This is a genomic window from Beggiatoa alba B18LD (assembly GCF_000245015.1).
In the GTDB taxonomy this organism is placed as follows: Bacteria; Pseudomonadota; Gammaproteobacteria; order Beggiatoales; family Beggiatoaceae; genus Beggiatoa; species Beggiatoa alba.
In genome coordinates, this window is the sequence record NZ_JH600070.1 from 1107643 (window position 1) to 1128967 (window position 21325).

The 21325-nt window shown below is 42.2% G+C and carries 17 protein-coding genes; 12 read left to right on the top strand and 5 right to left on the bottom strand.

Annotated features, from left to right (window positions below; genetic code table 11):
• Positions 1 to 134 precede the first annotated feature (134 nt).
• The 6 genes from BEGALDRAFT_RS04395 (at position 135) to BEGALDRAFT_RS04420 (ending at position 7790) form a co-directional block, all read left to right on the top strand.
• The gene (locus BEGALDRAFT_RS04395) at positions 135 to 3545 is read left to right on the top strand and encodes a tetratricopeptide repeat protein (protein ID WP_040294866.1); all 3411 of its coding nucleotides are present in this window, start codon (positions 135 to 137) and stop codon (positions 3543 to 3545) included.
• Positions 3546 to 3628: 83 nt separating this feature from the next.
• Complete coding sequence (locus tag BEGALDRAFT_RS04400; RefSeq protein WP_002684074.1) at positions 3629 to 3811, top strand: AbrB/MazE/SpoVT family DNA-binding domain-containing protein; 183 nt, start codon at positions 3629 to 3631, stop codon at positions 3809 to 3811.
• Positions 3812 to 3892: 81 nt separating this feature from the next.
• Entirely contained in the window at positions 3893 to 4363 is a 471-nt protein-coding gene (locus BEGALDRAFT_RS04405) for a hypothetical protein (protein WP_002684075.1), read from the top strand.
• 13 nt (positions 4364 to 4376) lie between these two features.
• Complete coding sequence (locus BEGALDRAFT_RS04410) at positions 4377 to 4613, top strand: hypothetical protein (protein ID WP_002684076.1); 237 nt, start codon at positions 4377 to 4379, stop codon at positions 4611 to 4613.
• A gap of 529 nt (positions 4614 to 5142) precedes the next feature.
• On the top strand, positions 5143 to 5595 hold the full coding sequence (locus BEGALDRAFT_RS04415; RefSeq protein ID WP_002684077.1) for a (2Fe-2S)-binding protein: 453 nt from the start codon (positions 5143 to 5145) through the stop codon (positions 5593 to 5595).
• A gap of 17 nt (positions 5596 to 5612) precedes the next feature.
• Positions 5613 to 7790, top strand: a complete 2178-nt coding sequence (locus BEGALDRAFT_RS04420; protein WP_002684078.1) for a molybdopterin cofactor-binding domain-containing protein — start codon at positions 5613 to 5615, stop codon at positions 7788 to 7790.
• 254 nt (positions 7791 to 8044) lie between these two features.
• On the opposite strand, the gene gspG is transcribed toward BEGALDRAFT_RS04420, so the two are convergent.
• Both gspG and BEGALDRAFT_RS04430 read right to left on the bottom strand, forming a co-directional pair.
• Entirely contained in the window at positions 8045 to 8497 is a 453-nt protein-coding gene (gspG, locus tag BEGALDRAFT_RS04425; protein ID WP_002684079.1) for a type II secretion system major pseudopilin GspG, read from the bottom strand.
• Positions 8498 to 8525: 28 nt separating this feature from the next.
• A complete protein-coding gene (locus BEGALDRAFT_RS04430; RefSeq protein ID WP_002684080.1) occupies positions 8526 to 9098 on the bottom strand; it encodes a hypothetical protein in 573 nt (190 codons plus the stop codon).
• 296 nt (positions 9099 to 9394) lie between these two features.
• Here BEGALDRAFT_RS04430 and hemA point away from each other — a divergent pair, with 296 nt between their 5' ends.
• The gene (hemA, locus tag BEGALDRAFT_RS04440; RefSeq protein WP_002684081.1) at positions 9395 to 10654 is read left to right on the top strand and encodes a glutamyl-tRNA reductase; all 1260 of its coding nucleotides are present in this window, start codon (positions 9395 to 9397) and stop codon (positions 10652 to 10654) included.
• A 340-nt stretch (positions 10655 to 10994) separates the two neighbouring features.
• Here the strand turns inward: hemA and ispF are convergent, their stop codons facing one another.
• Complete coding sequence (gene ispF / locus BEGALDRAFT_RS04445; RefSeq protein ID WP_002684082.1) at positions 10995 to 11477, bottom strand: 2-C-methyl-D-erythritol 2,4-cyclodiphosphate synthase; 483 nt, start codon at positions 11475 to 11477, stop codon at positions 10995 to 10997.
• A gap of 134 nt (positions 11478 to 11611) precedes the next feature.
• Here ispF and BEGALDRAFT_RS04450 point away from each other — a divergent pair, with 134 nt between their 5' ends.
• Complete coding sequence (locus tag BEGALDRAFT_RS04450; RefSeq protein ID WP_002684083.1) at positions 11612 to 11875, top strand: hypothetical protein; 264 nt, start codon at positions 11612 to 11614, stop codon at positions 11873 to 11875.
• A gap of 60 nt (positions 11876 to 11935) precedes the next feature.
• Positions 11936 to 12886 (top strand): lipoyl synthase, encoded by a 951-nt coding sequence (lipA, locus tag BEGALDRAFT_RS04455; RefSeq protein WP_002684084.1) that lies wholly within the window; start codon positions 11936 to 11938, stop codon positions 12884 to 12886.
• 176 nt (positions 12887 to 13062) lie between these two features.
• Here the strand turns inward: lipA and BEGALDRAFT_RS04460 are convergent, their stop codons facing one another.
• Entirely contained in the window at positions 13063 to 13983 is a 921-nt protein-coding gene (locus BEGALDRAFT_RS04460; protein ID WP_002684085.1) for a LysR family transcriptional regulator, read from the bottom strand.
• A 130-nt stretch (positions 13984 to 14113) separates the two neighbouring features.
• Between BEGALDRAFT_RS04460 and metE the strand changes: the two genes are divergently transcribed.
• The 3 genes from metE to ahcY all read left to right on the top strand — a co-directional run bounded on the left by metE (position 14114) and on the right by ahcY (position 19421).
• Complete coding sequence (metE, locus tag BEGALDRAFT_RS04465) at positions 14114 to 16393, top strand: 5-methyltetrahydropteroyltriglutamate--homocysteine S-methyltransferase (protein WP_002684087.1); 2280 nt, start codon at positions 14114 to 14116, stop codon at positions 16391 to 16393.
• Positions 16394 to 16828: 435 nt separating this feature from the next.
• Positions 16829 to 17992 carry a methionine adenosyltransferase gene (gene metK / locus BEGALDRAFT_RS04470; RefSeq protein WP_002684088.1) on the top strand — a complete coding sequence of 388 codons (1164 nt, stop codon included), beginning with the start codon at positions 16829 to 16831 and terminating at the stop codon, positions 17990 to 17992.
• Positions 17993 to 18107: 115 nt separating this feature from the next.
• Complete coding sequence (ahcY, locus tag BEGALDRAFT_RS04475) at positions 18108 to 19421, top strand: adenosylhomocysteinase (protein ID WP_002684089.1); 1314 nt, start codon at positions 18108 to 18110, stop codon at positions 19419 to 19421.
• Positions 19422 to 20062: 641 nt separating this feature from the next.
• Here ahcY and BEGALDRAFT_RS04480 read toward each other — a convergent pair.
• Positions 20063 to 21316 carry a phenylacetate--CoA ligase family protein gene (locus tag BEGALDRAFT_RS04480; protein ID WP_002684090.1) on the bottom strand — a complete coding sequence of 418 codons (1254 nt, stop codon included), beginning with the start codon at positions 21314 to 21316 and terminating at the stop codon, positions 20063 to 20065.
• Positions 21317 to 21325 lie beyond the last annotated feature (9 nt).

Genomic DNA, 21325 nt, shown 5'->3' on the forward strand with positions numbered 1-21325 from the left:
GCAAAACTTGGGTTATTCCCCCTAAAAATTCTAATCCCCCTATGAATCCTGATTCAAATAAGTTATTTTTAATTGCGCATAAACTTTAATTCACTGAAAATTAATCCAATCCCCTTGTTCACGAAGCCTAGACCATGCCCCAACAAGTCCACGTCTCCCCATTTATCATCAATCCCCCCGCTGATTTATACACCCCCGCCCGTCGTCAGGTTTCTGCTGATTTTGCTTTGCGGTATGCCAATCGGCAGAAAATTGAAGAAAATGAGTTAAAAGCCTTTGGGGCGGATTTATGGCGGGCTTTAAATATCGACGAGGCATTTGATACCGCTTATCGACAAGCTTGCCCCGCTATATTACCGATTATTCTCGAAAGCCAAGACGCACAACTGCAACAGCTTGCATGGGAATGTTTATACCATCCGCAACATGGTTTTTTAGCTAAACATCCACATTTCACCCTGTCACGCCGTGTGCCGACGCAATGTGTTGTAACGCCTATTCAGCAACGCCCCTTAAAAGTCCTGTTATTCACCAGTTTGCCCGAAAATCTCACCGAGCAAGGGCGGTTGAATGTTGAAAATGAACAAGCCCATGTTTTAGAAGCCTTACTCGAGCCAGTTCAGCGCGGTATTGTACAGTTAGAAGTGCCCGACGATGGACGTTTTCAGACTTTACAACAGTTTTTAAAACAAGGGTTTGATGTGGTGTTTTTAAGCGGGCATGGGATATTTCATGATGACGCACATTTAACGGAAAAATATGGCGAATTTTGTTTCGAGGATGACAACGGCAATGCTGTGATGGTGCGCGATAGTGAGCTGGCAAAGGCTTTTCGTGGGCAGGGGGTGCAATGTGTTGTGTTGTCGGCGTGCGAATCGGGACAAAGTGCATCGGCAGATTTAAGTACAGGTTTGGCGCAATCGTTGGTAAATATCGGCTTACCGCATGTTGTTGGGATGCGCGAATCAGTATTAGAGATTGCAGGCATTGCTTTTGCGCGGGCATTTTGTGAAGCCATTGCCCAACAAGCGCGGATTGATGAAGCGGTGCAAGCAGGACGGCAGGCGATTGAGCGCGGGGACACAGTCAGCGAAGATTTAAAAAATCATTGGCGTGAATTGAGTATAACGCAATGGTCTTTGCCAATATTGTGGAGTCGTGACCCTGCTGTGCCTTTGGTGAATTGGGGGTTTGAGGTTAAACCGCCTGCTGATACGGTTTTATCTTCTTCATTATCAGGGTTACCACCTTTACAACGTTTTATCGGACGACGGCGCGAACTGAGGGAATGGCGCAACCGTTTAGAAAGTCGTCAAGTTAAACAGTTGCTCATCACAGGCGAAGGGGGACAGGGAAAAACCGCGCTTGTCACCTATTTAGCGCAACGGTTACAGCAAAAAGGCTTTATTGTTCATGTATATTCAGCGCGTCCTGAAAATAGTTGGACAGAGTTTGAAACACTTTTACAGTTTAGTTTAGATGGAGTACATACGCCTGAATTTACAGCGAAACAGGAAAAATGCAAGACTGTAAAATTATTTGCCCAGTTATTAATCTCAACCTTACAGAAACAAACCCAACGTAAATTAGTATTGATTTTTGACAATTTAGAGTCTTTACAAGATTTAAAAACACATGCATTAACTGATGAAACAATAACAACATGGTTAAGCGTTATTCAGCAAATGGGCGACAGTGCGCCAACGGTTTTATTAACATCGCGTTGGAAATTACCGAATTGGCAAGCAGGATATTTGTCTTTATGTCATGCAAATTATGGCGATTTTATTCAATTCATTTATTTACAAAAAACCCCTTTACCCAATGAAAAAGAAGCGCGGTTTAAATTACTTCGTGAACTTTATCAAGCCTTTCAAGGTAATTTTCGTGGCTTAGAGTTCTTTCTTAAATTGCTCCCCGATTTAAGCCAAACTGACCGCGAACAGTTATTAACAAACATTAAAACTGCTCAAACAGATTTACAAACCAATCAACTTTTAGAAAAAATCATTCAAACCGCGTTAGAAGCAGATGAACGCGAGTTATTAAGACGTTTAACGGTTTATACAACCGCTGTCCCACAAGAAGGGGTGAAAAAAATTGCCCTGAGTGAGCCTCAATTAAAGCCTGTCGAGAACCTACTTCAACGCTTAAGTCATTATTCTTTAATCGAATGTGTTTTTAACCCACCTTTACAACGCGAGATTTTCTATTGTGGTGCAATGGTGCGTTTATGGATACAAGCACATTTACCCCCCATCACCACCACGTTATACAGTCAAGCGGCTGACTATCAACGCTATCTTTTTGAGACTGATAAAAAAGATTATGAACAAGCCCTTGCAGTGCACGAATCCTTGACACTGGCAGGAAAAAAAGCAGAGGCGGATAGCTTTGCGTTAGATAAACTTGTGCCCTCTTTCTACCTCGTGGGTTTATATCGTACCTTGTTGGAATGGGTAGAGCCGATGCAAGGCGGAGAAGATAAAGCAATTGAAAGTCGAGTTTTAAGTTGGCTAGGCACGACAAACCACGCACTAGGAAACTACGAAACCGCCCTGCGCTACTTGCAACAGTCCTTAGCGATTTTCAAAGAATTGGGAGATAAAAAAAGCGAAGGCACGACGCTCAACAATATGGCAACTATCGCCCATGCCCGAGGCGACTACGAAACCGCCCTGCGCTACTTGCAACAGTCCTTAGCGATTCAACAAGAAATCGGCGATAAAAGTGGCGAAGGCGCGACGCTTAACAATATTTCTCAAATCTATGATGCCCGAGGCGACTACGAAACCGCCCTGCGCTACTTGCAACAGTCCTTAGCGATTCAACAAGAAATCGGCGATAAAAGTGGCGAAGGCACGACGCTCAACAATATGGCAACAACTGCTTATGCCCGAGGCGACTACGAAACCGCCCTGCGCTACTTGCAACAGTCCTTAGCGATTCAACAAGAAATCGGCGATAAAAGTGGCGAAGGCGCGACGCTTAACAATATTTCTCAAATCTATGATGCCCGAGGCGACTACGAAACCGCCCTGCGCTACTTGCAACAGTCCTTAGCGATAAGACAAGACATCGGCGATAAAAGTGGCGAAGGCACGACGCTCAACAATATTTCTTCTATCTTTCAAGCCCGAGGCGACTACGAAACCGCCCTGCGCTACTTGCAACAGTCCTTAGCGATAAGACAAGAAATCGGCGATAAAAGTGGCGAAGGCACGACGCTCAACAATATTGGACAAATATTTAAAGCCCGAGGCGACTACGAAACCGCCCTGCGCTACTTGCAACAGTCCTTAGCGATAAGACAAGAAATCGGCGATGTGGCAGGCTTGTGTGCGACGTTGTTTAATATGGGACATATTCATTTACAAAATGAAGAAGTGCAGGAAGGAATCGCGAAATTTGTAGAAACGTATCGAATTGCTCATAAGATTGGTTATGCACAAGTCTTGCGGGCGTTGGAGCAGTTGGCGAAGGATTTGGGACAGGATGGCTTAAATTTTTGGAAACAATTAAGTAAGCAATTTCCTGAATCATAACTTACATAATTTTCTTAATTATCATTATTGTGCTAGTTTTATTTATTAAGTGAATTGTGGTTTAGAACTAAAGGAAACAAACCATGCATTCTAGCCAAGATGCCCCCCTTTTACAAAAACTTGATAATTTAACTAAAAAAATATCTTTAGTTTCTCCAACTATTCGCAACTGGCAAACTGTTTTCCATATTGCCCAACAATTTAGCGACGACTTTATGCAAGAGGAAAGAAAACAACCTGAAATACAAACAAGAGAACTATTTTAATGAATTATTTAATAAATACAAATATCTATATTAAACAAAATCATTTTAACCACAAGATACTTATAAACAGTATGGAACATCATGACCGACCAAACCCCACCGCCGATTATTCAAACTCGCCCGCCTTCGGAAACAGATAAATACTTACAACAAAAATTTGTAGAAGAAATCGTACAGCAAGCAAATCGTTTAGATGAGCTTGCAAAACAGTTATTCACTTTAGAGTTAGCTGTGCCGAGTGTGTATGTGACTGTTTTGCAATTGGTACAAGGTGAAAAAGCGAGTTTGGGTTTAAATGCTTATTTAATCAGTGCTTTTACTTTATGGTTTCTCGCGCTCTTACTGACTTTTTTCACCTTATTTCCTAATAATCGTTATAAAGTGAGGCGCAATCTTATCCGCCGTGAAACTTCCAATAATCCAACAGAGGGCATTAGTATCGAGGAATTTTTCCAAAAAAGTGCGCGGGATAAATATTGGGAATTAGTCGCGGGTAGTGTGTGCTTTTTTCTAGGTTTAGCCTGTGCAGGCTTGAGCATCTTTATTCGTTAAATGAGGCAATCTCATGGCAAAACAAAAACAACGTTTTCAGTGTCACAAATGCCAAGAAACTTTTGATTTATTGATTGATTCAGAAGAACAACCTGTTTTAATGGGCTATTGTCCCTATTGTGGGGAAACATGGGAAGTTGATTTATTACCCGAAGCGAGCACGGTGACCATTTATAAGAGTCCAACGCAAAAAATAGCGGAGTCTATGCAGTTGCCCGCTGTTTTGATTACACGACCAAGACAAGAGTAAGTCATATAAAAACATTTAGTTAACCTGAATTCAGTGAAATTTCTTTAAAAAGACAAACGTTTGTCTGAATCAGGATTTTCAGGATTAAAAGATTGTCTGAATCAGAATTTTCAGAATTAACAGAATTTTCAGAATTAAAAAGACAAGAAAATTAAAAGAATAAAAAATTATGTTTTTAATTCTGCTAATTCTGAAAATTCTGTGAATTCTGATTCAGACAAAAAAAGACCTACTAGATTTTCAAAACATAGTAACTATCTGTTTTATTTTATAAATCTCGCGATTTCAGGTTAGATTAATGAGGCAGGCGAGCAATCGCTTTAGCCATTTTAGCTTTAAAGCGTTATTCGTTCTTTTTAAGAAAACGTTATATCTAGTTAATAATTTTATAAAAAGCGTAATTATTTTTATACATCCTCTTGTTTAATCTCAAAAATCTCATGAACTACACCTTGTAGTTTCCCTTTTTCTGTCCCAAATTATTCAGCACCAACACCCCAACACTTTCTAAATAATAACGAGGTTTTCTATGGAGCTGATTATTAACGGTAAAACCGTCACGGTGGAGGTTGAGCCAGATACTCCTTTGTTATGGGTTCTCCGCGACCATTTACACATGACGGGTACTAAATTCGGCTGTGGGATGGCTTTGTGTGGTGCATGTACAGTGCATGTTGATGGACAACCAACCCGTTCCTGTTCGATGCCCGTCTCTGCCATGGCAGGTAAACAAATTACTACCATCGAAGGGATTAGTAGTAAAGCTGCGCAAGCGGTGCAAACAGCGTGGGAAAAGTTAGATGTGGTGCAATGTGGTTATTGCCAATCAGGGCAAATCATGAGCGCGACCGCGTTGTTAGAACGTAATCCCAACCCCAGCGATAGCGATATCGACACCGCAATGGGCGGTAACGTTTGCCGTTGTGCAACTTATGTTCGCATCCGTGCGGCTATTAAAGAAGCTGCAAAAACGCTGGTCTAATTTAGGAAAAGTTCACTATGAATACGATTTTTAATCTGAGTCGTCGGACATTTTTAAAAACAGGGGCAAGCGTTGGTGCAGGACTCACGTTAGGCTTGTATTTGCCGAAAACCCTCGCAGAATCTGAAAAAATTCCCGTTACTACCACTGAAATTGTTTTAGAACCGAATGCTTTTGTACGCATTGGCACAGATAATACGGTGACAGTTACCGTTAAGCATGTAGAAATGGGACAAGGGACTTATACAGGTTTACCGACCTTAGTCGCTGAAGAATTAGATGCAGATTGGGCGCAAATTAAGGTGGTTGGCGCACCTGCGGATGCGGGACGCTATAACAATTTATTCTGGGGCCCTGTACAAGGCACAGGTGGCAGTACCGCAATGGCAAATTCTTTCGAGCAAATGCGCGTTGCAGGCGCGACCGCTCGAAAAATGTTGATTACCGCCGCCGCGCAGGCATGGAAAGTGCCCGCTGAGGAAATTGTGATTAAAGCGGGTGTTGTCAGTCATCCCGCATCTAAACATCAAGCCAGTTTTGGCGAATTAGCCGAATTAGCTTCGCATGTGGCTGTCCCTGAACATGGGGAAATTAAATTAAAAGAGCCGAAAGATTTTGTTTATATCGGCAAAATGGCGATAAAACGCAAAGATACTAAAGCGAAAACGAATGGCACGGCGATTTATACCCAAGATATTAATTTCCCTGATTTACTGACTGCTGTTGTTGCTCATTCCCCCCGTTTTGGCGGTAAAGTCAAAAGTGTCGACATGAGCAAGGCGAAAGCTGTAAAAGGTGTGGTTAATGTGGTAGAAATTCCCACAGGGGTTGCCGTGTTAGCCAAAGATTTTTGGACAGCGAAAAAAGGACGTGATGCCCTCGTTATTGAATGGGATAACAGTCAAGCATTTATGGGAAGTTCTGCCGATATTCTCGCTGATTATAAAAAACAAGCGGAAAGTATGGGCAAAGTTGCCCGCCGTGAGGGTGATGTTGAAACCAATTTACCCAAAACGACTAAAAAACGTCATGCTGAATATGTCTTTCCTTTCCTTGCTCATGCCACGATGGAACCCATGAATTGCGTGGTTAAACTCAGTAAAGACAGTTGTGAAGTATGGAATGGTGAACAATTTCAAACGATAGACCAAGCCAATATTGCTCAAGTGGTTGGTTTAAAACCTGAGCAAGTTAAAATTAATATGCTTTATGCAGGCGGTAGCTTTGGACGGCGGGCAAATCCTAAATCGGATTATGTCAAAGAAGCTGCGTCGATTGCTAAAGCGGTTGAAGGCACGCCCATTAAATTGGTTTGGACACGTGAAGATGATATGCAAGGCGGACAATATCGTCCCTTCTATTATCACACCATCGATGCAGGACTAGACGAAAAAGGTAATGTGACTGCGTGGCATCATCGTATTGTCGGACAATCTATTATTGCGGGTTCTCCGTTTGAAGGTTTTCTGATTAAAGAAGGCATAGACGCAACGTCGGTCGAAGGTGCATCCACACTGCCTTATCAGATTCCTAATTTATTGGTTGATTTACATACAACAAGCTCACAAATTCCTATCCAATGGTGGCGGTCAGTTGGTTCAACGCATACCGCATTTTCTACCGAAACGATGTTGGATGAGTTAGCCCATGATGCAGGGAAAGACCCTGTTGAGTTTCGGCTTGCCTTGTTAAAAGAGCATCCTCGCCATGCAGGTGTTTTAAAATTAGCAGCGGAAAAAGCAGGCTGGGGAACACCGTTAGCAAAAGGGAAAGGACGTGGTGTTGCTGTCCATGAGTCGTTTAACACTTATGTCGCGCAAGTCGCTGAGGTTACTGTAAAAGAGGATGGTACTTTTAGCGTTGACCGTGTGGTCTGTGCGGTAGATTGTGGGATAGCCATTAATCCCGACGTAATTCGCGCCCAAATGGAGGGCGGTTTAGGTTATGGATTATCTGCAACTTTAGCAGAATCGATTACGTTTAAAGATGGTTTAGTGGAGCAAAGCAATTTCCACAATTACCCCGTGTTGCGCATTAATCAAATGCCAAGCATTGAGGTTTATATCGTGGAGTCCACAGAAAAGCCTACAGGTGTAGGTGAACCAGCAACGCCTGTTATTGCCCCCGCTGTTGCTAATGCTTTATTTGCAGTAACAGGAAAACGTTTATACGAATTACCGTTAAAACTAGCGTAACCGTTGGATAAAAAAGACCTGCTAGGTTTTCAAAACCTAGCAGGTCTCTGTTTTATTTTATAAAACTCGCCGAACTCAAGTACATTAGTTTTTTGGTTTTAGGGTTTTAATTCTGCTAATCCTGTTAATTCTGATTCAGACAATGTTGCAATCTTGTCTGGTGAATCTTTTTCAAGTGTTTCGACAGACCTGCTAGGTTTTTAAAACCTAGCAAATCTCTGTTTTATTTTATAAATCTTGTAAAACGGGGGAGGTTATTCTACAGACCAATTTCCAATATCCATATTTTCCCCCATGCCATCGGGTTGTTTATCTGCTCCCAGTGACCAGATGTCAATTTCACCATGTACACCAGGACTCATGTATTGATAGGGAGAGCCCCACGCATCCATTGGTAAACGTTCTAAATAACCGCCTTCCTTCCACTTTCTCGGCTCTGGGGCACTGGTTGGACGAGTGACAAGGGCTTCTAATCCTTGGTCAGTTGATGGATACACATAATTATCTAGTTTATAAAGCTTTAAAGCGGCTTCTATGGCGTGAATATCATGTTTGGTTTTAGTGACACGTGCATCGGCAGTACGTCCCATAATGCTAGGGACAACAAGGGTTGCCAAAATGCCTAAAATGACAATGACGACCATCACTTCAATCAAGGTAAAACCTGTTTGACGATAAGCTTGCTTTAAAGATTGTGTGTTTATCATATTGCGCTGTGTAATTTAAGAACGAAGGTTAATTAAGTAAATGATGAAGACCTAATGTATAAAAGACGATTGCCCCTACCCCTAATAATAAAATAAAGAGTATCCATTCCCATTTTTGTACTTGTTGGTAATCAGGTTCATTACGCGGACGTTCTAAAACGGGTGTCACTTTGGGGACAGGTTTGGAAACCACAGGCGCGGGTGCGGGTTTCTCTATTGTTACAGGTGGGGTAACAGGCGTTGTTTTAACAGGTTCTGCTTGCTTTATGGCGGTTTCTTCGACAGGTTTTGTCACAACTAATGCGGGTTTTGTTGTGCTTGTGGTTTGCGTTGCATAATAAGCACGACGAGCACGACGGGCACTAAGTGCCATGCTGGGGCTAGATGTTCCTACTACGGCGACAATACTGTGAGTGACTTGAACGGCAGTTAAGCAGGGAGAGGGTTGCATTGCGTAACGTTCACGACGTAAACGACGCGCACTTTTAAAAACGCTAATGGGGTGTTGTGAGAGATTCGCAAGCGTTGATGTAGCTTGGTTTGAATAGCGTTCACGACGATTTCTACGCGCACTTTTTGCAATGCCTTCAGATTGAATCATCCGTTTTCTCCTTTAGTTTTACCCTGTTGAGTGATTCCTCAATATTGATGTGGATTAATTGAGGCTTTGTATAAATAAACAACACTCCCAATACTACATTTATTTTTCTGGTCTTAATGCCGATTTGACTTTTAGTATATCCTATAAACTGGCTTGTATTCAGGGGTAAGATACCCCACAATAACGCCACCTGTCGCAGGTGCTTATTGTGTAAGTATAATAGAACACTAAAATTTTTTTAATCTTGCTGACTACACTTGCCTAGTCTTTTGCTCTAAACGGGGTCATGTCTTCCCATGCAGTTGTATGTTGTTGGTTTGAATCACACCACCGCACCTGTTGCGATTCGTGAACAGGTCTCTTTCCCAGCCGAACGTTTGCATCACGCTTTACACGATTTAACGCAACATGAGTTAGTCGAGGAGGCGGTTATTGTCTCGACCTGTAATCGAACAGAGGTTTATTGCGCGACAGCGCATGATACCCGCGATTTATTACTGGCATGGTTAGGTCAATATCATCACATCACCCCCGAAAAATTAAGCAATTACTTATATATTCATGAACATACTGATGCAATTCGCCATTTACTACGGGTTGCCTGTGGTTTAGATTCACTCATTTTAGGCGAGCCTCAAATTCTGGGACAAATTAAAGCCGCGTATCAACAGGCACGTGATGTTAATACAACAGGACGATTATTAAGCAAACTGTTTGAGCATAGTTTTTCTGTGGCGAAACAAGTGAGAACTGATACGGCTATCGGCTCAAGTCCTGTCTCTGTTGCTTTTGCTGCGGTTAGATTAGCCCAGCAAATTTTTGGCGATTTACAACAAAATACGGCGTTGCTGATTGGCGCGGGAGAAACGATAGAACTGGCTGCTCGTCATCTGCATGAAAAAGGCTTAGGCAGGATGATAGTTGCCAATAGAACCTTAGACCGTGCACGCACATTAGCAAAAGAATTCAGTGGTTATGCAATCACGTTGGAAGAAATCCCCAACCATTTAGCCGAGGCAGATGTCATTATCTCTTCAACTGCAAGCCCAACCCCAATTTTAAGCTGTAACACGGTTAAACAAGCGATAAAAGCCCGTAAACATCGCCCAATATTTATCGTTGATATTGCCGTCCCCCGCGATGTAGAGGCAGAAGTCAGTCGACTAGAAGATGTTTATCTTTATACCGTTGATGATTTAAACGAAGTGATTCAAGAAAATTTACGCACTCGAGAACAAGCTGCCCGCCAAGCAGAAGAAATTATTGATACTCAAGTCACCCACTTTATGGGCTGGCTTAATTCGCTCAGTGCGATAGAAACCATCTGCGATATTCGCGAACGCGCACAAGATAAACGGGTTGAATTAGTGACAAAAGCTAAAAAGATGCTAGAAAATGGCAAATCGCCACAAGATGTGATTGATTATTTAGCACATACTTTAACAAATACGTTAATTCACACGCCCTGTACGCAATTACGACAAGCAGGCTATAACGGTCGTGAAGACCTTGTCCTTGCGGCACAACAACTGTTTCAATTAAATCAGCATAAATAATATGGGTTCGGAGAATATTTTTAAAAAGACAATAGCTTGTCTGAATCAGAATTTTCAGGATTAGCAGGATTTAAACCCTAAAAAACCTGAGCTTTGCGAGTTTTATAAAATAAAACAGAGACCTGCTAGGTTTTCAAAACCTAGCAGGTCTTTTTTTGTCTGAATCAGAATTCACAGAATTTTCAGAATTAGCAGAATTAAAAACAATTAAAAACATAATTTTTTATTCTTTTAATTTTCTTGTCTTTTTAATTCTGAAAATCCTGATTCAGACAAGCTGTTGTCTTTTTAAAAGAAACTCGCAGAACTCAAGTTAATCTTATATGGTTCAAACAGTAAACTACTCCTGCACTGCTGTAATAATGCAAAAAACCTGAATACCTAAACCCTTGCCAAAATCAGTTAAACCCTCGCCCGTCGTTGCAGTAATGCCAACATCTGCCACCGTTATCTGCAATAATTCAGCAATGCTCTGTTTCATCGCAGGAATAAACGGCGTAATTTTAGGCGTTTGACACTCAATACTGATAGAAATATGGCAAATTTGCCAACCATTTAAATACTTTAACGCTTCCTCAACATACACCCGACTATTTGTAATCCCCTGTTTTAAACACAACTCATCACTGATTTTGCCGAGAATATTAACGCCTGTAATCCCAGAAATCCCATTCGTAATGGCATGTAATACCACATCAGCATCGCTATTCCCCTCTAATCCTAAATCATCAGGAAATAAAATCCCAGCCAATATTAAAGGCTTATGCTCATGAGCCAAAATAAAACGATGGCTATCTTGTCCTAATCCTGTTTTAACACGCATTGAATTCCAACCTCTCACCACAACAATAAAAAAGTTTTTTATTTTATCCCGAATTAACCTGATAATACCCGCTAGAATCTGCTTAACTTAATGTCTAAGCCGATAGACCTATTAAAAAACTGAGGGATTCCTCTATGGAAATGATGTATGTAGTTTTTTTCGCGTTGATAGGGATTGGTCTGTTAACCCTTTTTATGTATAAACGTAAAATGCAAGAATTAGAACGAGAACGACGCGAAAAAGAAATGTGGTTAATGCAAGAAATCGCCATTCAACAAGCAAAACAGAAGAAAGCAGAAACCACAAAACAACAAACCCAAACAAATAATATAAGCGCGACCGTTGCAGAAAACATAGAAAAAACGCCAAGTTCTGAAAAAAAACTCAGTGCGAAATAACAGACAGCTAAATGTAATCACGCCTGTCATTGATTCACCCAGTTATTAATTGAGAAAGCTATGGATAACCCCTCTAAATCCGTTGAAGTTGGTAAACATCAACGTGGCGCAGAAAAAACCGCGCGGATTCCCATTAAAGTTGTGCCTGCCGAACCCCAGCGCAAACCTGACTGGATACGGATTCGTGTGCCAACAGGCTCTGCCGTGCGTGACCTTAAAGAAAAATTACGCGACCATCATTTGCACACCGTTTGCGAAGAGGCATCGTGCCCGAATTTAAACGAATGTTTTTCGGGGGGAACTGCTACTTTTATGATTATGGGAGATATTTGTACACGTCGTTGCCCCTTCTGCGATGTTGCGCATGGTCGTCCAGAGCCACTAGATGAAAATGAACCGATTAATTTAGCACACACTATTGCCGATATGGGCTTAAATTATGTGGTGATTACTTCCGTTGACCGTGATGATTTACGCGATGGTGGTGCAGGGCATTTTGTTGCATGTATCCGCGAAATTCGGACATATTCGCCAAAAACGCGCATAGAGATTTTAGTGCCTGATTTTCGTGGGCGTTTAGAAAAAGCCTTAGAAATTATGCATGAAGCTCCACCTGATGTGTTTAATCATAATTTAGAAACTGTGCCCCGTTTATATAAACAAGCTCGCCCAGGTGCGGATTATGCATGGTCATTAAATCTGATTAAACAGTTTAAAGCCCAACATCCTGATGTACCGACAAAATCAGGGTTAATGCTGGGGTTAGGAGAAACGTTAGAAGAAGTTCAGCAAGTCATGGCAGATTTACGTGCGCATGATTGCGACATGTTGACGTTAGGGCAATATCTACAACCGAGCCAACATCATTTAGCCTTGCAGCGTTATGTGACTCCACAAGAATTTAAAGACTTGGGTGAATTAGGCAAACAAATGGGCTTTAAACAAGTTGCCAGTGCGCCGTTGGTACGTTCTTCTTATCATGCGGATAAACAAGCGGAAGGAACGTTTTAAGCTGTTTTAAAAGACCTGCTAGGTTTTGAAAACCTAGCAGGTCTGTCGAAACACGCGAAAAGGCTTCACCAGACAAGATTAAAATATTGTCTGAATCAGGATTTTCAGGATTAACAGGATTTAAAACCTGCAAACCAAAAAGTAAGGCGGATAAATCTTTTTAATCCTGCTAATCCTTATTCGGGCAAACGCTTGTTCTTTAAATCCTTTAAAGTAGCAAATGCTGTTTCTATCAATGTTGTGATAAACCCCACATGAATATCCTTTTCATGACTACGCACCGCTGCGTATAGTTCTCCCCATAATCCTTGTATTCCAATCGGACGCGCTTGAACATAATCCCTTTCTAAATAAGGCTGAACCGCCCAACGTGGCAAGGCAGCAATCCCGCGCCGTGAAGCAACTAATTGTAAAATTGCAATAGTTAATTCTGCTGTGCGTCGAGTCGGGTTAATGCCTGCGGGTTTCAGCACATGTTGTATTAAATCTAGCTTTGCATCAGGCACAGGATAAGTAATTAAAGTAACTGTCGCAAAATCTTCTGCCACTAAATAGGCTTTTTCAACAAACGCATGTTGTCGCGCAATCAAGGCAACAATTTCGTAGCTAAATAAAGGAAAATAAGTGATATTGCGCTGTGCTTTTGCCTCCGAAACAATCACAACATCCGCTTGTTGTTCTGCCAGTAGCAACAACGGGTCAGTATGAAAGCCCGCCACTAAATCCAATTCAACCGCGTTTTGTTGTTCACGGTAGTTGTCCATCGCAGGCATTAACCAGTCGTAACAAGTATGACATTCCACCGCAATGCGTAATTCACGCACGACCCCCAGCGTTTTTAACTGTGCGATTGCTTGGCGGGTTTTCTCAAACTCAGGCAAGACCTTTTGTGCTAATTGCAATAATAATTCTCCTGCGGGTGTTAATTTTAATGGTCGTTGCTGACGTTCAAATAAGGGAGTTTCTAAATAATTTTCTAAGCTCGCTAACTGATGCGATAAAGCGGACTGCGTGAGATGTAAACGTGTCGCGGCTAAAGTCACGCTCCCTGTTTCAAATAAGGCAAGCATCGCTTTTAAATGGCGGAGTTCTAACATAATAAAATTAAGGCAACGCTAAAGATAATTAATCATGAATATATTTCATGATTTAATGAAAATTATGTGTTTGATTCATAGTATTATTTGCCTGCATTATAACGACTTCTTAAATATGGAGTCTTTTAGAATGTTACAAACACATGTTTTAGGCTTTCCTCGCATAGGCTTACAACGAGAACTTAAGTTCGCATTGGAAAAATATTGGCGACATGAAATTGATGCTGATGCATTAGAATTAGTCGGGCAACGGTTACGGACACAACACTGGGTATTGCAACAACAAGCAGGCTTAGATTATGTCACTGTTGGCGATTTTGCCTTTTACGACCACGTGTTAAACCATATTCAATTATTAGGTTGTGAACCGACACGTTTTAACTTTACCCCTGAACAAACTGCTTTAAACCGCTACTTTATAATGGCGCGTGGCGTTGCCGCAGACACAACGCAGGCGTTAACTCAACCCGCGTTAGAAATGACGAAATGGTTTGATACCAATTATCATTATTTAGTCCCTGAATTTACAGCAGATACTCAATTTAGTTTACAGTCAGAACAATTATTTCAAGAAGTTCAACAAGCTCAACAACAGGGTTATGCGGTAAAAGTGGTATTAATCAGCCCGTTAAGCTTTTTATGGTTAGGGAAAATCACAACGGGTGAAAAATTGTCGTTATTACCGCGCTTAATCCCTGTTTATCAACAAATTCTGCAACGGTTGCATACGATGGGCGTGCAATGGGTACAGTTTGATGAACCCATTTTAGGGCTAGATTTAACAAGCCCATGGAAATCAGCATTTCAACCCACTTACGATGCATTAGCCACTATTCCGATTAACCTTTTATTAACCAGCTATTTTTCACCGCTGGCGGATAATTTAAACCTTGCTTGTCAATTGCCTGTTGCCGGATTGCATATTGACGCAGTACGTGCCCCTGAAGAAGTGCAAACCATTGCGCAAACGCTTGCCACTGATAAAGTGTTGTCTATTGGCATTATTGACGGGCGTAATATTTGGCGTACTGATTTAAATGCGGTATTACCCGTTTTAAAAGCCATACAAGCCCAACGACAAGCCTCGATTTGGTTAGCACCCTCTTGTTCGTTACTGCATTGTCCATTGAGTTTAAGCCAAGAACAACGACTTGATGCCGAAGTGCGTACATGGTTAGCTTTTGCAACTGAAAAGTTGGAAGAATTACATGTTTTAAAACAAGCTTTATCCGATGAAAAAACTGTTGAATCTGCATTACAAGAAAATGCGCGGATTCTGCACCAACGACGTAATAGCACACGGGTGCATGTTCCTGCTGTTGAGGAACGTTTAACAAGCCTAGATGCAAGCAGCGACAAACGTCATGCCCGTTTTAATGAACGTCAAGCCAAACAACGCGCCCGTTTTAACTTGCCACTATTTCCCACGACAACCATTGGTTCTTTTCCCCAAACCAGTGAAATCCGTGCCACTCGCGCCGCTTTCAAAGCAGGCAAATTAGATCAAGTCAGTTATATCCAACAAATGCAATCTGCCATTGCACATGCGATTGAACAACAAACCCAATTAGGTTTAGATGTCCTTGTACACGGCGAAGCAGAACGTAATGATATGGTGGAATATTTTGGCGAACAGTTAGAAGGCTTTGCCTTTACCCAAAATGGTTGGGTGCAATCTTACGGCTCACGCTGTGTCAAACCGCCCATTATTTACGGCGATGTATGGCGGGCGCGTCCGATGACTGTGGAATGGACAACATTCGCCCAAAGCCTGACTGAAAAGCCCATGAAGGGAATGCTAACGGGACCGATAACTATTTTACAATGGTCGTTTGTCCGCGATGACCAATCCCGTGCACAAACCGCGTTGCAAATCGCGCTGGCGATTCGTGATGAAGTAGTAGATTTAGAACACGCAGGCATAGGCATTATTCAAATCGATGAACCTGCGATTCGAGAAGGTTTACCGTTACGTAAAGCCCAATGGGAAAATTATTTAACAGGGGCAACCCGTGCTTTTAGAATTGCCGCGTCGGGCGTTGCTAATACCACGCAGATTCACACTCACATGTGCTATGCCGAGTTTAACGATATTCTGCCCGCAATCGCTTCACTGGATGCGGATGTTATCACCATAGAAACCAGTCGTTCACAAATGGAATTATTAACGGGATTTGCTGACTTTAACTACCCCAATGAAATTGGACCTGGTGTTTACGATATTCACTCGCCCCGCGTGCCGAGTGTTGAAGAAATGCTGAACTTGCTAAAAAAAGCCGCCGCTGTCATTCCAGCCTCACATCTTTGGGTTAATCCTGATTGCGGTTTAAAAACACGCACATGGCACGAAACGACCGCCGCATTAAGAAATATGGTGACTGCCGCACAAACAATGCGAGCCAGCCTGTAATTAACTAAAAATCGGCAACATTGCAAAAAAGCAAAGCTAATAAACGCTCATACAGCTTAAACAATCAGGCATTTTTTGCTTGATTGTTTTATAACAAATGCGGTTAAATGCCAACGCTTGCAGGCATTCTCGTGAAAAACCTTAAGAAATTAAAGTTATTAGTTGATAACTCAAGCCCGACTATCCCTATTAATTTCAATATCGCAAATGCGATGCTTTTCACGATTTCAGAACAATCCCTATGGCATAATAGCAACCTATATTTGATAATAATAAGGCTATGTCTAAGAGACAATAGATATTTTACTAAGAAATTGAAATTAAAAGTTATCTATTCACTATGGATAATACCTAGCTTGCAGTGTTTCCCAAGTTATCAGGTATAATAACAGCCCTTACAATTTTAATTCACTAGCTAATTTAAAGAGATACAATATGTCTGAAGCTGTGCTTTTCACCTCTGAATCTGTTTCCGAAGGACATCCCGACAAAATTGCCGACCAAATTTCTGATGCGGTTTTAGACGCATTACTGGCGCAAGATAAAAAAGCGCGGGTAGCTTGTGAAACACTCGTCAAAACAGGGATGGTCGTGGTTGCAGGCGAAATTACCACCAATACATGGGTTGATGTAGAAGCCCTTGTCCGTAATACGATTAAAGAAATCGGCTATAACAGCTCAGAAATGGGATTCGACTGGGAATCTTGCGCTGTTTTATCCGCCATTGGTAAACAATCTGTTGATATTGCTGTTGGTGTTGACGAAACCGAAAATCACGAACAAGGCGCAGGCGACCAAGGCTTAATGTTCGGTTATGCTACCAACGAAACCGACGTATTAATGCCCGCCCCCATTACTTACGCGCACCGCTTAGTCAAACGTCAAGCCGAACTCCGTAAAAATGGCACACTCCCATGGTTACGCCCTGACGCAAAAAGCCAAGTCACTTTCCGCTATATTGATGGCAAACCTGTTGGCGTTGATGCCGTTGTTCTGTCCACCCAACACAGCCCTGATATCAGTAACAAATCCTTACAAGAAGCCATCATGGACGACGTGATTAAACACGTTATTCCATCTGAATGGTTAGACAAAAATACGCGCTATTACATCAATCCAACAGGTCGTTTTGTAATCGGTGGCCCTATGGGCGACTGCGGTTTGACAGGACGGAAAATCATTGTTGATACTTATGGCGGTATGGCAAGACATGGCGGTGGCGCATTCTCTGGAAAAGACCCCTCCAAAGTTGACCGCTCTGCAGCCTATGCCTGCCGTTATGTCGCTAAAAACATCGTAGCCGCTGGATTAGCCCAACGTTGTGAAGTCCAAGTATCCTACGCCATCGGCGTTGCCGAACCGACTTCTATTCTGGTTGAAACCTTTGGCACAGGCAAAATTGATGATGCCAAACTCGTGCGTTTAGTCCGTGAACACTTTGACTTACGTCCTCGTGGTTTAATTGCCATGTTAAATTTACTCCGTCCCATTTATGGCAAAACAGCCAGCTATGGACATTTCGGACGTGAAGACGCTGATTTTACATGGGAACAAACCGACAAAGCCGACGCACTGCGCGAAGCCGCTGGCATTAAATAAAATCACGCAATTCTCTTAAAATCACCGATAGGGGCAATAATCCCCCTGTCGGCTTTGGTTTTTGCCATATAGATACGTTTACCGCGTATCGTCAAATTTTTACAGGAATACAATAATGAGTACACAACCCATCATTAACTTAACGCCCGATTACAAAGTTGCTGACATCGGTTTAGCCGCATGGGGACACAAAGAAATCGCCATTGCTGAAACCGAAATGCCCGGTTTAATGACGATTCGTAAAGAATACGCGGCTCAAAAACCGTTAAAAGGCGCGCGGATTGCGGGTTGCTTACACATGACCATCCAAACCGCTGTTTTAATTGAAACCTTAGTCGAGCTTGGGGCTGAAGTCCGCTGGTCATCCTGCAATATCTTCTCAACCCAAGACCAAGCCGCCGCCGCGATTGCAGACCAAGGGATTCCCGTGTTTGCATGGAAAGGCGAAACCGAAGCCGAATATGACTGGTGTGTAGAACAAACCATTTTCGGACCCAATGGCTGGCTACCCAACATGATTCTGGACGACGGTGGCGACTTAACCAAAGTCATGCACGAAAAATACCCCGACCTGTTAAAAGAAGTCAAAGGGATTACCGAAGAAACCACCACAGGCGTACATCGTCTGTATGAAATGTTCAAACAAGGCAAGCTAAAAGTCCCCGCGATTAACGTCAACGACTCCGTGACTAAATCCAAATTTGACAACCTCTATGGCTGCCGTGAATCCTTAGTCGACGGCATTAAACGCGCAACTGATGTCATGATTGCGGGTAAAATCTGCGTCGTTTTAGGCTATGGCGACGTAGGCAAAGGCTGCGCCCAAGCCTTCCGTGGCTTAGGTGGCACAGTATGGGTTACTGAAATTGACCCCATTTGCGCCTTACAAGCCGCGATGGAAGGCTATCGCATTGTCACCATGGATGATGCTGCTGCCTTAGGCGATATTTTCGTCACCACCACAGGCAACGTGCGCGTGATTACTCACGAACACATGCTAAAAATGAAAAATCAAGCCATTGTCTGCAATATCGGACATTTCGACTCTGAAATTGACATTGCCAGCTTACAAAAATACCAATGGGAAGAAATCAAACCCCAAGTCGACCACGTTATATTCCCTGATGGCAAACGCATCATCGTTTTAGCAAAAGGACGTTTAGTCAACTTAGGATGTGCAACAGGTCATCCGAGCTTCGTGATGTCCAACTCCTTCACTAACCAAGTGTTAGCCCAAATCGAGTTATGGAATCACCACGACAAATATGAAAATAAAGTTTACGTCTTACCCAAACACTTAGACGAAAAAGTTGCCCGCTTACACTTAGGACGTTTAGGCGCGAAACTGACTGAACTGACCAGCGAACAAGCCAGCTATATCGGCGTACCCGTCACAGGTCCTTATAAACCTGAACATTATCGCTATTAATTTGTACAATCCCTAAGCAGTCACTAAACGATTGCTAGACTTATAAGACCTTGCAGAAAATAAATATCTGCAAGGTTTTATTGCTTATTAACCCTAGTTTTGCGAGAAAACAAAGATGAAAACATTGTCTGAATCAGGATTTTCAGAATTAACAGAATTTAAACCCCCTTAAACCAAAAATTTAAGGTGAATCGAATCATGCTTTTTAATTCTACCTGAGTTCGGCGAGTTTCTGTTAAAGAAACAACAGCTTGTCTGAATCAGAATTCACAAAATTTTCAGAATTAGCAGAATTAAAAAGCATGATTCATCTTACTTTTTGGTTTAAGGGGTTTAAATTCCGCTAATTCTGTTAATTCTGAAAATTCTGATTCAGACAAGGTTTTAATCTTGTCTGGTGAATTTTGATGAAAAACAAGAGAATAATCTCTGCCAGTCCGTCAACCCTTTTCGCGTGTTCCAACAGACCTGCTAGGTTTTGAAAACCTAGCAGGTCTCTGTTTTATTTTATAAAACTCGCCGAACTCAGGTTAATTCTGCTAATTCTGAAAATTCTGATTCAGACAAAAAAAGACCTGCTAAGTTTTGAAAACTTAGCAGGTCTCTGTTTTATTGATAAAATCTCGTCGAGTTCGAGTTAATCAATCATATTTCCGAATATCATCAATGACTTTTCCATCACGGGCTAAGGTTTGGCATTTGACTAATTGCACCTTGCCTTTTAATTTACACACAACTTGCACACTATTTTCTAACGCGCTGGTTAATTCTGGCGTTTGTGCATTGTCTTTTACTTCACAATATAATGTCATGATGTCGTTAAAATTATCTCTATCAACCACTAAACGCGCATAGCTAACGGCTGGATGACGTTTAATCACTGCGTCTATTTGCTCAGGATGTACAAACATTCCTTTGATTTTCGTCGTTTGGTCTGCACGTCCTAACCAACCTTTAATCCGTACATTAGTCCGCCCACAAGGGCTTGCTTCTGCTAAGACAGCGGATAAGTCTCCCGTTGCAAAGCGGATTAATGGGTATTCGGGGCATAAACTGGTAATCACGACTTCCCCAATTTCTCCCGTTGCAACAGGTTCACCCGTACCAGCTCGAACAATTTCTAAAATTAAGGCTTCGTCTAAAATTAACCCTTCTTTTGCAGAAGATTCATATGCAATCATGCCCAAATCAGCCGTTGCATAACATTGGTAAATATCAATCCCTGCATTATTGATTTCGCGGCGTAAGCTGTTGGGTAAGGCTTCGCCTGAGACTAATGCCTTGCGTAAACAAGACACATCGGTGTTAAGTTCGCGGGCTTTTTCTAAAATGATTTTTAAAAAAGAAGGCGTTCCCGTGTAAGCATTAGGGCGAATATCCGTAATACTGCGTACTTGTTGCTCGGTTTGTCCTGTCCCTGCGGGAAAAACAGCACAGCCTAAGGCTTGCGCCCCGTCATCAAACATCCAGCCACCAGGGGTGAAATGATAGGATAAACAGTTGTGGACAATGTCACCTGTGCGAAATCCTGCCGCATATAACGCCCGCGCCATCCGCCAGAAATCGATACGTCGTGCTTCGGGTTCGTAAATAGGGCCTGGTGAGGAGAAAATACGGCGCATTTGGCGCGGAAATAGGGCGGCAAGTCCGCCAAATGGGGGATTTTTTTCTTGTAGCGCAATCAGATTGCTTTTGCGGGTAATGGGTAATTGTGCAAGGGCTTGACGGTTAATAATGTCTGCCCCATTGATACCCGCTAAAATTTTGGCAAAACTGGCAGAATTTTGTTGGGCGTGGTGAATTTGACGGGGCAAGCTCGCAAAGAGGGTTAATTCACGAACATGCGGGTCTAAGGTTTCTAAATCATCATAAAATACGGAATGATGTTGTTGCATGGCATTCCT

Bases quoted from the DNA above. Each gene is read 5' to 3' on its own strand.
- BEGALDRAFT_RS04480 (WP_002684090.1), bottom strand. From the start codon at position 21,316: ATGCAACAACATCATTCCGTATTTTATGATGATTTAGAAACCTTAGAC.
- BEGALDRAFT_RS04450 (WP_002684083.1), top strand. From the start codon at position 11,612: ATGGAAATGATGTATGTAGTTTTTTTCGCGTTGATAGGGATTGGTCTG.
- BEGALDRAFT_RS04395 (WP_040294866.1), top strand. From the start codon at position 135: ATGCCCCAACAAGTCCACGTCTCCCCATTTATCATCAATCCCCCCGCT.
- BEGALDRAFT_RS04405 (WP_002684075.1), top strand. From the start codon at position 3,893: ATGACCGACCAAACCCCACCGCCGATTATTCAAACTCGCCCGCCTTCG.
- ispF (WP_002684082.1), bottom strand. From the start codon at position 11,477: ATGCGTGTTAAAACAGGATTAGGACAAGATAGCCATCGTTTTATTTTG.
- hemA (WP_002684081.1), top strand. From the start codon at position 9,395: ATGCAGTTGTATGTTGTTGGTTTGAATCACACCACCGCACCTGTTGCG.
- metE (WP_002684087.1), top strand. From the start codon at position 14,114: ATGTTACAAACACATGTTTTAGGCTTTCCTCGCATAGGCTTACAACGA.
- BEGALDRAFT_RS04400 (WP_002684074.1), top strand. From the start codon at position 3,629: ATGCATTCTAGCCAAGATGCCCCCCTTTTACAAAAACTTGATAATTTA.
- ahcY (WP_002684089.1), top strand. From the start codon at position 18,108: ATGAGTACACAACCCATCATTAACTTAACGCCCGATTACAAAGTTGCT.
- BEGALDRAFT_RS04415 (WP_002684077.1), top strand. From the start codon at position 5,143: ATGGAGCTGATTATTAACGGTAAAACCGTCACGGTGGAGGTTGAGCCA.
- BEGALDRAFT_RS04430 (WP_002684080.1), bottom strand. From the start codon at position 9,098: ATGATTCAATCTGAAGGCATTGCAAAAAGTGCGCGTAGAAATCGTCGT.
- lipA (WP_002684084.1), top strand. From the start codon at position 11,936: ATGGATAACCCCTCTAAATCCGTTGAAGTTGGTAAACATCAACGTGGC.
- BEGALDRAFT_RS04410 (WP_002684076.1), top strand. From the start codon at position 4,377: ATGGCAAAACAAAAACAACGTTTTCAGTGTCACAAATGCCAAGAAACT.
- BEGALDRAFT_RS04460 (WP_002684085.1), bottom strand. From the start codon at position 13,983: ATGTTAGAACTCCGCCATTTAAAAGCGATGCTTGCCTTATTTGAAACA.
- BEGALDRAFT_RS04420 (WP_002684078.1), top strand. From the start codon at position 5,613: ATGAATACGATTTTTAATCTGAGTCGTCGGACATTTTTAAAAACAGGG.
- gspG (WP_002684079.1), bottom strand. From the start codon at position 8,497: ATGATAAACACACAATCTTTAAAGCAAGCTTATCGTCAAACAGGTTTT.
- metK (WP_002684088.1), top strand. From the start codon at position 16,829: ATGTCTGAAGCTGTGCTTTTCACCTCTGAATCTGTTTCCGAAGGACAT.